The sequence below is a fragment of the Actinophytocola sp. genome (assembly GCF_050699935.1).
Classification (GTDB): domain Bacteria; phylum Actinomycetota; class Actinomycetes; order Mycobacteriales; family Pseudonocardiaceae; genus Actinophytocola.
In genome coordinates, this window is sequence record NZ_JBOHGB010000180.1 from 1 (window position 1) to 13,573 (window position 13,573).

A 13,573-nucleotide genomic window follows, 5' to 3' on the forward strand; every position below is an offset into this window, starting at 1 on the left:
GTCGCCGAGTGCGTGCGGGCCGGCGGCGACCTCGCGTCGGCGCTCGCCGCGCACCCGGCGCTGCGCCTGGACCGGGCGAAGGCGGCGGAGCTGCTGGACCCGGCGGGCTACCTCGGCGCGGCGGACGAGTTCGTGTCCCGCGCTCTGGCGGCGTACGAGCGGGAGAAGGAGCGACGACGATGACGGTGGAGCTGCACCACGAGGTGGCTGGGCCCGCGGACGGCCCGGTGGTGGTGCTGGGCGGCGCGCTCGGGACCGACCTGCGGATGTGGGAGCCGCAGGTGGAGCCGTTGGTGGCGGCGGGCTTCCGGGTGGTGCGCTACGACCAGCGCGGGCACGGCCGCTCGCCCGCGCCGGACGGGCCGTACACGCTCGACGAGCTGGGCGAGGACCTGGTGGCGCTGCTGGACTCGCTCAGGCTGGCGCGGGTGTCGCTGGTGGGGCTGTCGCTGGGCGGCATGACCGGGATGTGGCTGGCCCGACACCACCCGGCGCGGCTGGACCGGCTCGTGCTGTGCTGCACGTCGGCGGAGCTGGGCCCGGTGTCGATGTGGACCGAGCGGGCTCGCGCCGCCCGCGAGTCCGGGTTGGACGGTCTGGCCGACGCCGCGGTGGGCCGCTGGCTCACCCCCGCCGGGCGTGCGGCCAACCCGGCGCTGGCGGCGTGGCTGCACGAGATGTTCAGCGGGCAGGACGCCGAGGGCTACGCGTCGTGTTGCACCGCCATCCAGACGATGTCCATAGTGGACTCTCTGGGGTCGGTCGCCGCGCCGGTGCTGGTGATCGCCGGCGCGCAGGACCAGGCCACCCCGCCCGACCACGCCCGGCGCATCGCGGAGGAGATCCCCGACGCCCGGCTGGAGATCGTCGACGGGGCGGCGCACCTGGGCAACCTGGAGCGCCCGGCGGAGTTCACCGCGCTGGTGCTGGGCCACCTGCGCTCGCGGCACGCCGCCGGCATGGAGGTCCGGCGCGCGGTGCTGGGCGACGAGCACGTCGACCGCGCCGTGGCCGCCACGACGGACCTCACCCGCCCGTTCCAGCACCACATCACCGAGGCGGCGTGGGGTTCGGTGTGGACGCGCCCCGGCCTGGACCGCCGCACCCGCAGCGCGATCACGCTGACCGCCCTCACCGCCCTGAGGTGCCACGACGAGCTCGCGATGCACGTTCGCGCCGCGGTCCGCAACGGCCTGACCCCGGCGGAGATCTCGGAGATCCTGCTGCACACGTCGGTCTACGCGGGCGTCCCGGCCGCGAACGCGGCCTTCGTCATCGCCCAGCGCGCCCTGGAGGAGCTAGCCGACTGACGTCACGAGGTCGGCGGGGTCCGGCGAGCCGTCGGCGATCACGACCGTGTAGCGGTAGGACAGGGACTCGCCCGCGGGGAGCGGGACCTCCGTGTCGAAGAACGGGGCCGGGCACACCGCCGCGAACGGGGTGGCGCGGACGAACCACGTGACCGCGGACTCCGCCACGAACACCAGCGTCGAGTACCGGCCGTGGCCGTCGTGCCGGCCGCGGTACGCCAGCCAGGGGGCGCGCACCCCCATCAGCTCGTCGCCGCCCGCCGCCGACGGGGTGCGCACCAGACCACCCGTGAACGAGCGCGGGCCGCGCCAGAACAGGCCGCCGTAGCCGGCGTTCTCGCGGCCCTCGGTGGTCGGGCTGCCGAACACGATCTCCCGGCCCGACACGTTCGTGAGCCGGGTCGCGAAGCCGAGCGTCCAGGCGCCCGGTGTGACAGCGAACGACAGCTCACGCGACTCGGTGAACCAGCGCTCGCCCTGCTCGGTCTCCCACGCCAGCGACTCGGCGACCGGGGAACCCGTCGACGGGAACGCCAGGTGGCGCGTCGTCCCGTTGTTCGGCAGCTGCTCGTAGCCCCGCCCGCGCCGGTACGTCGGCCCGCCCCAGAAGTTGGCCGTACCCGTGCGATCGCTGACGTTCGGCAGCGACCACGCGATGCCCTTGTGCCACACGTGGTCGTGCGGGCGGTACAGCGACACCACGTCGCCCGCGAGTGTCCGAAGTGGATGGAAGTACGGGCGTGGGGACTCGAGCTGGGCGTCGTCCGGGGCGAACACGTAGCGCGCCAGCTCCGTGCCGTCGCAGGACACCCGCAACGACGACGAGTCCGACCCGATCGTCACGCCCATGGCGCCCCCGTCCCGTCCATCCGGTGGTAGAACGGCGAGTCCGGTCCCAGCTCGCCGCGCGTGATCCGCCGGCCGGTGAACGCGGACGCGTAGATCGCCGCGATCAGCTCCACCGTCCGCCGGGTGTCCGCGAGCGGCACCGGCGGCGGCATGCCGGCCGACAGCGCGTCGAGCACGGCCGCGAGCTGCGCGTCGTGCCCGCTGCGCACCCCGGCCGGACCCACCGCCCACGCCTCGCCGACCGGACCCTCGTGCCCCGGTGCGGGCGTGACCGTCCAGTCCTCGTCGCCGTAGCCGTACACGTGGTCCAGCTCGACCGTCGCGTGCTCGAAGTCGAACCGCAGGTAGCTGGCCTCCCGTGGCGACACGAGGCTGTTCACGACCGTGCCGACCGCGCCGTTCGCGAAGGTCACGAGCGCGCACGACAAGTCCTCGGTGCGCGTCGGCTTCGCCTGGCGCACGGCCACCGCCACCACCTCGCGCCACTCCCCCATGATCGACAACAGCAGGTCGAACTGGTGGATCCCGTGCCCCATCGTCGGCCCGCCGCCCTCGACGTCGAACCCGCCGCGCCACGGCACGGCGAAGTAGTCGTCCGGGCGGAACCACAGCGTGTGGCACACGACCGCGGCCGGCCGGCCGAGCCGGGGGTCGCCCACGAGCCCGCGCAGCCGCGCCGCGCCGCTGCCGAACCGGTGCTGGAAGACCGTCGCGAAGTGCGCCCCACCGGCCGACGCCGCGGACTCGATCGTGTCGAGCTCGGCGAGGCTGCGCACGGGCGGCTTCTCGCACAGCACCGAAAACCCCCGGCGCAGCACGGCGACCGCCTGCGGCGCGTGCAGGGCGGGTGGCGTGCACAGGTGGACGAGGTCGGGCGACTCCGCCGCGAGCAGCGCGTCGAGGTCCGGGTAGCGCCGCGGCACCGACCACTTCTCCCCGAACGCCTCCAGCGCGCCCGCGTCGACGTCCGCCGCCGCGACGATCCGGGACCGGCCGAGCCGCTCGATGCTCGCCGCGTGGAAGCCGGCGATCACGCCGGTGCCGACGATCGCGCTCTCGAAGGTCCGCGCCACCCTGCCCACCTTCCGGATCACGGCCCCACACCCCCGGGCCGGCCATCCCCGAAACCGTCAGTCCCCTTGGCTAGGCTGGAAAACAGGGGACCCCCTCGCGGTTGTCCACAACTGGCGCGGCCGTCCACAGATCCGCGAACGCGCGCCGTTCTCGTCGGTGTCCGCCGGTAGGCTGGAAACCAGGGGACCCCCGAGAGGTTGTCCACATGTCGGGTGGCTGTCCACAGATCCGCGCTCGGCCACCGGATTCGTCACCCCCCGTCGGTACGCTGGATCCCGGGGGCCGGAGGCCGTCCCGAGCCGCGCGGCCCAGTCATCCCACGGTAACGGCGACCGTCGCGAACCGGCCCGGCCCGACCGGAACTTCCGGGCCCACCAGCCGCAGCGGCACGGTCTCCCGCACCTCCGCGCTCGACGCCGCCAGCCGCAGCTCGACCGAGCCGGGCTCCACCACCCGGCGGCCGGCCCGACCGGTGAACGCCGTGGCGGCCGCCGGCACCTCGAACGAGACGCGGGCCGAGCCGTACCTTCGCGTACCCGATCAGCCGCACCACCGGCCGCGTCACCTGCGCCACCGGGTCGTGCAGGTACAGCTGGACCACCTCGGCCCCGGCCCGCGACCCGGTGTTGGTGACCGTGACCGACACGGTGACCTCGCCTTCCGTGCCGATCTCGGCGGCCGACGAGGACACGGCGGACCAGGTGAAGTCCGAATAGGACAGACCGTGGCCGAACGGGAACAGCGGCGTCGGGTCTACGAGGCGCTGCGTCGGCGTGGGCTGCGGGTGCCCGACGACGTGAGCGTGGTGGGCTTCGACGACCTGCCCGAGGCACGCTGGTCCTCGCCGCCGCTGACGACTGTGCGCCAGCCGCTGACCGAGATGGGGATGCTGGCCGCGCGGACCGTGCTGCGGCTCGCGCGGGGCGAGCAACCGGACAGCCCGCGGGTCGAGCTGGCCACGGACCTGATCGTACGGGACAGCACGTCGAACACAAAGCGTAGTCGATCACACGCTGACTGTGTATGATTGCCACCGTGGAACAGGTGGTGTATGCGCAGGGCGACGAGGTCCTCAACCATCCGGTCGGTGCCGCTCGGCATTCGGCTGAGACCCCGTGACAGCGGGAAACACCAGGCTGCACGGTTATGAGCATGGTCGGGGACACGCTGGGTGACTTATCGGGTCGGCTGCTGGTGCAGTGCCGGCCGGGGCAGGCCAAGAACGCGGCGCGGGTGGCGAGCGCGCACGGCACGGGTCTGGTGCTGACCGGTCGCATGCCGCGCCCGACCGTGGAGGCGTTGCGCGCACACGGTTTCACCGGCCCCATCCTCTGCGACGCCAACCGCTACTCGGGCCGCCGCCGCGCGCCGGCCGGCGCGGGCACCCGCGAGTCGTGGGCAGCCGAGCAGCACGAGCTCGGCCTGGTCGCACTGACCGACTCGGGCTACCTCGCCCCGCACGACTGGCACGGCCTGCGCCGCATCCTCGCCGACGCCAGGGACCGGCCGGGTCCGACGGCCGCGATGCTGCCGCTGGCCGCGCGGTGGTTCGAGCACTCGGTGGACGGCCTGGCCGAGGAGATCGAGCAACACGGGGTGCCAGTCGCGGTGGCGATCGAGCACGCGAAGGACCCGTTCGGCGTCCGGTACGTGGCGCGCGGGTTCGTGTCGCTACTGGCGGTGCCGGTGCCGGTGATCCTGCTGCGGTCGGACATCTCGGCACTGGGCGCGCTCGCGCACGGCACGCACGCGGCCGCGATCGGCACGACGACGCGCCTGCGCCGCATTCCGCCACGGACCCGGCGCGGCGCGGTGGGCTTCCCGGCGCTGCGGGTGTTCGTGCCGCCGCTGCTGGGGCACCACCCGCTGGACTCGGTGAGCCGGCTGACGCCGTACTGGCGCTGCGACTGCCACGAGTGCGCCGGCCACCCGCTGACCGACCTGACCCGCACGGCTCGGCCGGAGGTGTCGGCGTTCCGGCACTCGCTGTCCGCGCAGCTGACGCTGTGGTCGGCCCTGGACGCGGCCGACTCCCCGGTGAACGGGTGGCTCGAGCACTGTGGCCGGGCGCTGTCGGTGCACCGCCAGCTCGCGACGACCCAGCCGGCCTGGTACCCGCCGGCCAACCTGCACAGCTGGACCCACGCCCGCCACCCCGCCCGCCATCCTGCCCGCAGCGACGAGCGCGCACACGGGTAGCCGAGGGCGCTATCGGCGGCAGGCGCCCTTCGCGCGCAGGACGCGGGTGAGGGAGTCGGTCACCCGGGTGGCCGGCAGGGTGCGGTCGGCGACCGCCCGCTCCAGCGTGTCGAGCACCTCGTCGAGGTGCTGCTCGCCGGATGACCAGAACGCGACGTCCGCGCCGGCGGTGAGCGCGGCCAGCACGGCCTTGGGCAGCGGGTAGCGGCTGGACACCGCCTGCATGCCGCCGAGGTCGTCGGTGATCGCGATGTCGTCGAAGGAGAACTCGCCGCGCAGCAGGCGGTAGGTGGCCGGGCTCAGCGTCGCCGGCACGTTTCCGGTCAGGCCCGGGACCGCCATGTGCCCGACCATCACGGCGACCCGCTGGGAGCCCAGCAGCCGGTGGTAGGGCAGCAGGTCGACCCGGCGCAGGTCGGCGAGGGCGGGTGTCCGCGCCGCGCCGGTGTGCGAGTCGCCGGACGCGCGGCCGTGGCCGGGGAAGTGCTTGATGACCGGCAGCACGCCGGACTCCCGCAGCCCTCGGGCGAACGCACCCGCGTACCTGGTCACCACCGCGGGGTCGGAGCCGAACGCGCGGTCGCCGATCACGTCGTCGTCGCGCTGGGTGGTGACGTCGACGACGGGCGCGAAGTCGACGGTGACGCCGCGGGCGTGCAGTGCCGCGCCGCGGTCCCGGGCGAGCTTGTGCACCTCGGCGACCGTCATGCTCTTCGCCATCTCCCGGGCGCTCGGCACGTCGCCGTCGAGGTCCTCGACGCGCTGCACGCGCCCGCCCTCCTCGTCGACGCTGATGGCGATCGGCACCTTCGCCGCCTTCCGCACGGCGTCGAGCCGGTCGTCGACGAGCAGCGTGGGGTCGGTGCCGCCGATGAAGATCCCGCCGACCCCCTCGTCGCCGGCGACCTGGACCGCGGAGTCCGGCGAGCTCGGGTCCACGCCGACCATGAGCAGCTGCGCGACCCGCTCCCGCTGCGACAGCTTCCCGATCAGCCGCGCGCAGCTGGCCTCCGGGGTGGGCGGTGGTTCGGGCGCGGAGGTGGGGGCGTCCGTGGTGGCCGGCGTGGTCCTGGTGGTCGGCGTGGTCGAGGTGGCCGGTTGCCGCTCCGCCACGGGGTCGCCGGCGGGGGTGTCGGTGGGCGACCAGACCAGGACCCCGACGACACCGGCCGTCACCGCCACCAACAGCCCGATCAGGCGTGTCTGTCTCACAGCCATGCCGGCATGCTCCTCCTTCGTCGTTCCGGCCTCACCGTTGCGGCCTCACGGTTCCGCCTCGGCCAGTGCCAGGAGGCGTCCCTGGCCTTCGAGGACGGCCTGTTCGTGTTCTTCACCAGGGTGCGCACCTGGCCCGGCGACGGCGAGCGTGGTGAGCACTCCGCCCGAGGGTAGGTGCATTCGGTTGTCCACAACCGGGCGAGCTGTCCACAGCCGGCCACGACCACCCCTTTTCGTCGGGGTGCGCCGGTAGGCTGGCACGTGAGGGTGGCCCCCGGGACAGGGTGGGGCTTTCGTTTCTTGCGTTCTGCACGCGCGCGTGTGATTTTCCCAGGGCAGGTTCGGCCTGCGGGGGGCTTGGCGCGTAGGCGGGCTCCCCCGGAGCAGGTTCGGCGCAGGTCAGGTTCGGCGTTCGGGGGGTGAGCGCGAGGCGGGGCCTCCCCCGGAGCAGGTTTGGCGCGCGGGTCAGGCGTGGCCGCGGGTCGGACTTTTGCGTAGGGGCGGGCTTCACGCGGCGTCGGGCTTGGCGCGGGGGCCGGGCGGGCTTGGCGCGCGGAGGCAGGCTTGGCGCAGGGGTGAGCTTGGCGCGGGGGCGGCGGGGGCGGTTGGGGTCAGGGTTTGCGGTAGATCGAGATGTGCAGGGTCGAGTCGGCGGTGAAGTCGCTGCCCTTCCAGTCGCTCCAGCGGTGTTCGAGTTCCAGGCCCGCGAGCTGAGCCATGAGGTCCATCTCCGCGTGGGTCACGCCGCGGCCGTGGATCGGGTAGAACCTCGTGCCGGTCGGCTCGAAGACGATCCATGTGCCGTTGTAGAACTGCGTCACCGGGTCGATCGTGGCGGCCGACACCGTCAGGCGGTCGGTCTCCACCTTCGCCACCCGGAAGCGACTCGTGTCGCCGGGCTTCGTGTTCACCGTGACCACCGTCTCCAGCACGAACCGGCCGCCCGGCCGCAGGTGCGCGGCCGCGTTGCGGAACAGCCGCACCTGGTCCTCCTGCGTCGGCAGCACGAGGATCGAGTTGAACGCGACGTAGGCCACCGCGAACTCCCCCGCCACCCGAACCGTCGTCATGTCGCCGACGACCGTCCGCACCGTGCCGCTCTTCTTCCTCAGCTGCGCCAGCATGTCGTCGCTGACGTCCACGCCGACGACCTCGCACCCCTTCTCCGCGAGCGGCACCGCCAGCCGGCCGGTGCCGACGCCGAGTTCCAGCAGCGGCCCGCCGTCGGCCAGCTCGGCCAGTGCCGCCACGGCGCCGTCGTCGTCCATCATCCCGGCGTGGAACTCGTCGTAGCCCTCCGCCCAGCGCGCCCCGTACAGGCGCGGATCGATTTCCGCCATGACCCGAACCTGGCGTGTGAACCACCCCGCGGCAAGAGTTTCGCCGCAGGACGAAACGTCACGGACCCCGCGCCGGTCCGGCAAGCTGTCCGCATGACGATCGACGAGCTGGTCAGCAGGATGCGCGACTCACTGCGGGCCACGGTGGTCTACGCGCCGCCCTACGAGAAGGACGGGTTGACCGTGATTCCGGCGGCCGTGGTCCTCGGCGGCGGGGGCGGCGGCGAGGGCACCGACACGAAACCCGGCAAGAACACCGGCACGAGCAGCGGCGGGACGCACGGCGAGGGCGGCGGGTTCGGCCTGTTCGCGCGGCCGGCCGGCGCGTTCGTCATCGAGAACGGCACGGTCCGCTGGGTGCCGGCGCTCGACGCCACCCGGCTCATCGGCATGGGCGTGGTCGTGGCGCTCGCGCTGACCAAGCGGTTCCACCGTCGCCGGGCCAAGGCGCGGCTTCGGGGTTGACCACCTCCGCCGGCGGCTCGTCACGACGGCAAGGGGCGCCCATCAGAAACGCGACCGGGAAATCGCCGCCCATCCCGATGTTCTACAAGGTGACGTGCGGTGGAACAGGAACTGCCCACCGCCAACCGGAACACGAAACGGGAAACCCCCGCGGCGCGAACGAAAAGCGCGATGTGGCCACCCCCAGCAGCCACCTCGCACCGTCCACGGGCGACGAAAGAATTCACCGCACGGGCCGGGAACGGCCCACAGTTCCGCGTCCAGCACGACTCCGTCCCACATACCGAACCGGATCCGCATTCCCCCCGGTCAGCGCGGCCAGCCAGGAATCCGCCGGCGGCCGCGCACCGGCCCGCGCGGCCCGGACGGCCAGCGAGCTCAGCTCCGGCCCGAGCGTCGCGCGCAGCGGCAGCGACGAGCGCACGTCCTCCGGGGTCACCGCGTGCTCGCCGAGCAGCAGCCGCAGCGTGACCAGCGCCAGCTTGTACCGGTCGGAGTCGAGCGTCGCCTCCCTCGGCCGCGCCGCGGGATCCGTCCAGCCGACCGTGTCCGCGGACCGCACCGCCGGCGGCCGGTCGGCGATCCGGAAGCCGTCGCAGTCGATCGCGAACACCGCCGGGCCGCCGCGCAACGTCCACAGCAGGTTGCGCATCGACACGTCCGCGAGGACCACGTGGTTGCGATGCAGGACGTCGAACAGCCGCAGGTAGTGCACGGCGAGCCAGCACCGCTGCGCACCCGAAGGCAGCACCAGCTCGTCCCACATCGCCCGCCGCGGGTAGAGCAGGAACTGCAGCTCCAGCAGGCAACGCCGGCCCGCGAGCCTGGTCGCGAACCGCGCCGGCGCCTCCCGCATGAGCAGGCCGACGCACCGCCCGTCGTCGAACACCCGCCCCGTCGGCCACGCGGTCGTCGCCGTGACCAGCCGGCGGTCGGCGGTGGTCATGCCCGCGGGCAGGTCGATCAGCCGGCCCAGCTCGCCGGCCCGCACCTCGACGTCGTCGTGGTAGCGCTTCAGCAGCCGGCCGGCCGGCCGCGACAGCCGGAACACCACGCCGTGCCCGCCATAGGCGAGCCGGTCCACGACGCCGAGGTCGGCGAGCTCCGCGTCGCCGGCCATGCCCGGCCCCGCGGGCGCGCTCACGGCACGTTCTCGATCCGCAGCGCGGTGAACCCGGCCAACCGGCCCGGAACCCGCAGAACCAGCTCCCCGTCCGCGGTGCTGCCCGACCGAACCACCGACGTGGTGAGCGCGCGGGCGAAGCCGTGCAGGGCCAACGCGGGACTGGCCCCGCCGTGGCTCAGGTACGCCTGGAAGGTGCCGATCCGGCCGATCGTCGCCGCGTCCGCGTCGCCGATGCCGAACGAGATGATGTTGGGCCGGGCCGGCCACTCCGGGTCGACCAGCCGGTCGTAGGCGGCCGGCCAGCTCGCCGGGTCGGTGGGGTGGCCGTCGGACAGGAAGAACACGGCCGGCCGGTACACGCGGTGGGCGCCGGCCCTGAGCAGGTCGATGTCCTTCTCGATGGTGGCGCGCAGCAGCGTGAAGACCTCGCCGAAGCTCGTGCCCTCCCGCGTGGTGAGCGCGACGAGCTGCACGACGTCGCTGAGCCGGCACAGCGGTTGCAGGATCTGCGCGGAACCCGAGAAACCGATCAGGCAGAACCGGGTCTTGTCCGCGACGACCGGATCCGTGCCGACCGCCCGGTGCAGCTGCGCCAGCCCGTCGTTCAGCGCGTCGAGATGGTCGGCCATCGAGTACGACTGGTCGCACACCACGTAGATCGGCAATATCTGCTCGGGCATTTCTCCTCCTCCCGGGAGGATGGCGCGCCCGCCCGCACCAGCTCTGGACTAAACATTGACAGCCCCGGCGATATATCCGAAACAGGCTCGGCGATGCGATTCACTGGGGAGCCGGAAGACTTTCGGCGGGCCATCGCGGGAGACGGGATGTTTCGGTTGCTCGGGCCGTTCGAGGTCTGGCAGGACGGCGCGCAGGTGGATCCGGGTGATCTGCAGCAGCGGTACGTGCTGGTGATCCTGCTGCTGAACGCGAACCACGCGGTGTCCCGGGAATACCTCCAGGAATACGTGTGGATGGGTCAGGGGCAGCCGAAGTCGGACCTGATCACGAGTTATGTGGCGCGGTTGCGGAAAGTCTTCCGGGACGCCGGGATGACCGAGGTTCGCATCGACAAGACACCCACCGGCTACGTGTTGCGAGTCGACAAGGAACAGATCGACACGGTGCGGTTCGAGCGGTTGTGCGCGCGGGCGCGGCGGAGCGCGGACAAGGCCGAGGCGGCGCGCTTGTTCACCGAGGCGCTGGATCTGTGGCGCGGGCGGTTCCTGTCCGACCTCGACATCGACCGGGTCGGCGGGCCGGCCGTAGCGCCGTCGGAGGACGCCCGGGTGGACACCCTGGTCGACCTCGCGAGTCTCGAGCTGGCGGCCGGCCGTCACCGGGAGATGCGCGACCGCCTGCGTCCGGTGTGGGAGGAGGACCGCAGCCAGCAGCGGCTCGCGGCGACGCTCATGCGCGCGCTGATCGCGAACGGCGACCAGGTGCGCGCGGTCGAGGTGTTCCACCAGACGCGCGACGCGCTGGAGGAGTTCGGCATGGAGACCGCCCGCGAGCTACGCGACATGGCGTGGGTCGCGCAGTACGGCGAACGCGTCTCGTCCTTACCGACGCGGCTGGCGCGGTTCACCGGGCGGCGCGACGAGCTGGCCGCGGTGGACGAGGCCGCACGGGCGGCGCGCGAGGGGCCGGCGGTGCTGTGGATCTCCGGCATGCCCGGTGTCGGCAAGACCGCGCTCGCCGTGCACGCGGCACACCTGCTGGCGAAGGAGTTTCCGGCTGGGCGGCTGTTCGTCGAGCTGGGCGGGTTCACCCCGAACGTGTCCCCCACCGACCCGGCCGTCGCGCTGGAGCGGCTACTCGGCGATCTCGGGGTGCCGCCGGAGGCGATCCCGCCGTCCACGCGGGCACGCTCGGAGCTGTACCTCTCGAAGCTCGAGGACACCAGAACCCTTGTGGTGCTGGACAACGCGGCCTCCGAGGAGCAGGTCGAGCCGCTGCTGCCCGGCGTCGCCGGCTGCCTCGCGCTGGTGACCAGCCGCGAGCTGGGCGGGCTCGCCGGCAGCGACCACGTGCACCTGGAGCCGCTGCCCGCCGAGGAGGCGGTGGAGCTGTTCCGCACGCTCGTGACCGCCGACCGGGTGCGCGAGCGGGTGGACGAGATCCGCGAGGTCGTCGCCCGCTGCGGGCGAGTGCCACTGCTGATCCACCTGGTGGCCGCGCGATTCCGCCGGCACCTGCGCTGGCCGCTCGCCCACCTCGTCGCCCTGCTGCGCTCGGCGTCCCCGCTCAGCTCGCACAGCGCGTTCTCCGACGCGGCGACCGTCGCGTGCACGGTGTCCTACCAGCAGCTGACCGCGCCGCAGCAGGAGCTGTTCCGGCTGTTCGCCCTGGTTCCCGGGCCGGACCTGTCCGCACCGGGCGCTGCCGCGTTGATCTCGGCGCCGGTCTCCCGGGCCCGTGGGCTGCTGGCGGACCTGCACCGGGTGAGCCTGCTGGAGGAGACCGCGCCGGAGCGGTTCCACATGCTCGACCCGCTGCGCGACTACGCCACCTCCTCGCTGCCCGTGCCCACCGGCGAGGCCGTCGAGCGGCTGCTGGACTTCTACCTGGCCTCGACCGCCGCCGCGATGGCCGTGCTGTTCCCCTGCGACCACGACCGCCGGCCCCGGGTCGACGTCGTGCCTGCGGCCGCGGTGCAGTTCGCCGACCGGGACGCGGCCGCCAGCTGGCTCGACGACGAGCACCGAAACCTCGTCGCCGCCATCGACTACGCCGCCGACCACGACCATCCCGGGCACGCGTGGAAGCTCGCATTGCTGCTGTGGCGCTACTTCTACACCGGTGGCCACCAGCGCGACTGGTCCGAGACGCTGCTGCGTGCCCGGGAAGTCCTGCGGGACAAGGAAAACCCGCGCGCGCTGGCCGAGGTGCTACTGCGCCTGTCCATCGCCCGGCGGCGCTCCGGCGCGGCGGCCGAGGCCAGGTCACTGGCGGCCGAGGCGCTGCCGCTGTGGGAGGGGCTCGCCGACCCGCGGGGCGAGGCGGGCGCGCTGACCGCGATCGCGTCGGCCGCGCACAACCTGGGCGACCTGGCCGAGGCGGCCCGGTGCTTCGCCGCGGCGCTGGACCGCTACGAGCGCGTCGGCGACGAGCGGGGGCAGGCGCACGCGCTGGACAACCTCGGCGGTCTCAGCGAGCTGGTGGGGAAGCTCGCCGTAGCCGAGCGGCAGCACGCGGACGCCGTGCGCCTGCTCCGCAAGATCGAGCACACCCGGCGGCTGGCGCACGCGCTGGACAACCTCGGCGTCGTGCACCGGCGACTCGGCCGGGTCGAGGAGGCGCTGGCCGAGCACGCCGAAGCCCGCGAGCTCGCGGTGTCGATCGGCGAGCGGGCGGTGGAGGCGTACGCGCTCAACAACCTCGGCAACGCCCACCGCCGCGCCGGCCGGCTCGACGAAGCCGCGCGCCACCAGCTGCGAGCGCGCGAGGTGGCGGACCTCGTCGTCGACCCGAACCTGCGGACCCAGCTGTACCTGGACCGCGGCGAGACCGCACGGGCCGGCGGCGACGACCGCGCGGCGCTGCACGCCTACCGCGCCGCGCTCGACCTGGCCGCCGGCATCGCGGAGCTGGCGCAGGCGGCCCGCGCGAACCACCGCATCGGCACGCTGCTGCACGAGCTCGGCGATCACGACCCGGCCACCCCGCACTGGCGGGACGCGCTCGCCGGCTACGCGCGGCTGGGGCTCCCGGACGCCGATCGGGTACGCCGCGAGCTGAGCGAGCTGAGCTGCGGGTGCGCTACCGCGCGCGCAGGTTCGTGAGGAGGTCCGGGTAGAGCTCGCGCACGTCGTCGTGGGTGCGCCAGCGCGACAGCGTCCGGGCGAGCTCGCGCAGGTCGAGCCGGATGGTGGCCGAGTCGACCCGGGCGGCGTCGTCGAGCACCTCGCGAGCCGCCACGCACGCCCGGTCGATGTCGCCGCCCAGGGCGTGGGCGAGCGCGCGGCAGGTGCCGCGGCGGGCCCGCACCC

12 protein-coding genes and 5 pseudogenes are annotated in these 13,573 nt (G+C 73.6%); 8 read left to right on the forward strand and 9 right to left on the reverse strand.

Annotated features, from left to right (window positions below):
- The 3 genes and pseudogenes from ACRDTB_RS33725 to pcaC form a co-directional block, all read left to right on the forward strand.
- Positions 1-183 (forward strand): annotated as a pseudogene (locus tag ACRDTB_RS33725) (3-carboxy-cis,cis-muconate cycloisomerase); the annotation flags it as partial.
- Positions 180-929: pseudogene (gene pcaD / locus ACRDTB_RS33730) on the forward strand (3-oxoadipate enol-lactonase); the annotation flags it as partial. The pseudogenes ACRDTB_RS33725 and pcaD, both read left to right, overlap by 4 nt.
- 6 nt (positions 930-935) lie before the next feature.
- Positions 936-1,310, forward strand: a complete 375-nt coding sequence (gene pcaC / locus ACRDTB_RS33735; RefSeq protein WP_431436278.1) for a 4-carboxymuconolactone decarboxylase — start codon at positions 936-938, stop codon at positions 1,308-1,310.
- Here pcaC and ACRDTB_RS33740 read toward each other — a convergent pair.
- The 4 genes and pseudogenes from ACRDTB_RS33740 to ACRDTB_RS33755 all read right to left on the reverse strand — a co-directional run.
- Positions 1,299-2,159, reverse strand: a complete 861-nt coding sequence (locus ACRDTB_RS33740; protein WP_431436268.1) for a PmoA family protein — start codon at positions 2,157-2,159, stop codon at positions 1,299-1,301. The two genes, pcaC and ACRDTB_RS33740, sit on opposite strands and share 12 nt — an antisense overlap.
- Complete coding sequence (locus tag ACRDTB_RS33745) at positions 2,150-3,253, reverse strand: Gfo/Idh/MocA family protein (RefSeq protein ID WP_431436269.1); 1,104 nt, start codon at positions 3,251-3,253, stop codon at positions 2,150-2,152. Before ACRDTB_RS33745 ends, ACRDTB_RS33740 begins: the two co-directional genes overlap by 10 nt.
- A gap of 292 nt (positions 3,254-3,545) precedes the next feature.
- Positions 3,546-3,731, reverse strand: a complete 186-nt coding sequence (locus ACRDTB_RS33750) for a hypothetical protein (protein ID WP_431436280.1) — start codon at positions 3,729-3,731, stop codon at positions 3,546-3,548.
- 55 nt (positions 3,732-3,786) lie between these two features.
- Positions 3,787-3,924: pseudogene (locus ACRDTB_RS33755) on the reverse strand (hypothetical protein); the annotation flags it as partial.
- Positions 3,925-3,984: 60 nt separating this feature from the next.
- Here ACRDTB_RS33755 and ACRDTB_RS33760 point away from each other — a divergent pair.
- Both ACRDTB_RS33760 and ACRDTB_RS33765 read left to right on the forward strand, forming a co-directional pair.
- Positions 3,985-4,260, forward strand: a pseudogene (locus ACRDTB_RS33760) (substrate-binding domain-containing protein); the annotation flags it as partial.
- Between the two features lie 125 nt (positions 4,261-4,385).
- A complete protein-coding gene (locus tag ACRDTB_RS33765; RefSeq protein ID WP_431436270.1) occupies positions 4,386-5,432 on the forward strand; it encodes a hypothetical protein in 1,047 nt (348 codons plus the stop codon).
- A gap of 9 nt (positions 5,433-5,441) precedes the next feature.
- Here ACRDTB_RS33765 and ACRDTB_RS33770 read toward each other — a convergent pair whose 3' ends face one another.
- Positions 5,442-6,650, reverse strand: a complete 1,209-nt coding sequence (locus ACRDTB_RS33770) for a glycoside hydrolase family 3 N-terminal domain-containing protein (protein WP_431436271.1) — start codon at positions 6,648-6,650, stop codon at positions 5,442-5,444.
- Positions 6,651-6,656: 6 nt separating this feature from the next.
- On the opposite strand from ACRDTB_RS33770, the gene ACRDTB_RS33775 reads away from it, so the two are divergent.
- Positions 6,657-6,824, forward strand: a complete 168-nt coding sequence (locus ACRDTB_RS33775; RefSeq protein ID WP_431436272.1) for a hypothetical protein — start codon at positions 6,657-6,659, stop codon at positions 6,822-6,824.
- Between the two features lie 437 nt (positions 6,825-7,261).
- On the opposite strand, the gene ACRDTB_RS33780 is transcribed toward ACRDTB_RS33775, so the two are convergent.
- On the reverse strand, positions 7,262-7,990 hold the full coding sequence (locus ACRDTB_RS33780) for a class I SAM-dependent DNA methyltransferase (protein ID WP_431436273.1): 729 nt from the start codon (positions 7,988-7,990) through the stop codon (positions 7,262-7,264).
- Between the two features lie 93 nt (positions 7,991-8,083).
- On the opposite strand from ACRDTB_RS33780, the gene ACRDTB_RS33785 reads away from it, so the two are divergent.
- The gene (locus ACRDTB_RS33785; protein ID WP_431436274.1) at positions 8,084-8,455 is read left to right on the forward strand and encodes a sporulation protein; all 372 of its coding nucleotides are present in this window, start codon (positions 8,084-8,086) and stop codon (positions 8,453-8,455) included.
- 223 nt (positions 8,456-8,678) lie between these two features.
- Here the strand turns inward: ACRDTB_RS33785 and ACRDTB_RS33790 are convergent, their stop codons facing one another.
- Both ACRDTB_RS33790 and ACRDTB_RS33795 read right to left on the reverse strand, forming a co-directional pair.
- A complete protein-coding gene (locus tag ACRDTB_RS33790) occupies positions 8,679-9,599 on the reverse strand; it encodes a hypothetical protein (RefSeq protein WP_431436275.1) in 921 nt (306 codons plus the stop codon).
- Positions 9,596-10,261, reverse strand: a complete 666-nt coding sequence (locus ACRDTB_RS33795; protein ID WP_431436276.1) for a vWA domain-containing protein — start codon at positions 10,259-10,261, stop codon at positions 9,596-9,598. Before ACRDTB_RS33795 ends, ACRDTB_RS33790 begins: the two co-directional genes overlap by 4 nt.
- 147 nt (positions 10,262-10,408) lie before the next feature.
- On the opposite strand from ACRDTB_RS33795, the gene ACRDTB_RS33800 reads away from it, so the two are divergent.
- Positions 10,409-13,366, forward strand: a complete 2,958-nt coding sequence (locus ACRDTB_RS33800) for a tetratricopeptide repeat protein (protein ID WP_431436277.1) — start codon at positions 10,409-10,411, stop codon at positions 13,364-13,366.
- Here the strand turns inward: ACRDTB_RS33800 and ACRDTB_RS33805 are convergent.
- A pseudogene (locus tag ACRDTB_RS33805) lies at positions 13,344-13,573 on the reverse strand (transcriptional regulator); the annotation flags it as partial. The gene ACRDTB_RS33800 and the pseudogene ACRDTB_RS33805 sit on opposite strands and share 23 nt — an antisense overlap.

Excerpts from the sequence above, each read along its gene's own strand:
- ACRDTB_RS33740 (WP_431436268.1), bottom strand. The coding sequence starts at position 2,159 with ATGGGCGTGACGATCGGGTCGGACTCGTCGTCGTTGCGGGTGTCCTGC.
- ACRDTB_RS33765 (WP_431436270.1), top strand. The coding sequence starts at position 4,386 with ATGGTCGGGGACACGCTGGGTGACTTATCGGGTCGGCTGCTGGTGCAG.
- ACRDTB_RS33770 (WP_431436271.1), bottom strand. The coding sequence starts at position 6,650 with ATGGCTGTGAGACAGACACGCCTGATCGGGCTGTTGGTGGCGGTGACG.
- ACRDTB_RS33775 (WP_431436272.1), top strand. The coding sequence starts at position 6,657 with ATGCTCCTCCTTCGTCGTTCCGGCCTCACCGTTGCGGCCTCACGGTTC.
- ACRDTB_RS33780 (WP_431436273.1), bottom strand. The coding sequence starts at position 7,990 with ATGGCGGAAATCGATCCGCGCCTGTACGGGGCGCGCTGGGCGGAGGGC.
- ACRDTB_RS33785 (WP_431436274.1), top strand. The coding sequence starts at position 8,084 with ATGACGATCGACGAGCTGGTCAGCAGGATGCGCGACTCACTGCGGGCC.
- ACRDTB_RS33795 (WP_431436276.1), bottom strand. The coding sequence starts at position 10,261 with ATGCCCGAGCAGATATTGCCGATCTACGTGGTGTGCGACCAGTCGTAC.
- ACRDTB_RS33800 (WP_431436277.1), top strand. The coding sequence starts at position 10,409 with ATGTTTCGGTTGCTCGGGCCGTTCGAGGTCTGGCAGGACGGCGCGCAG.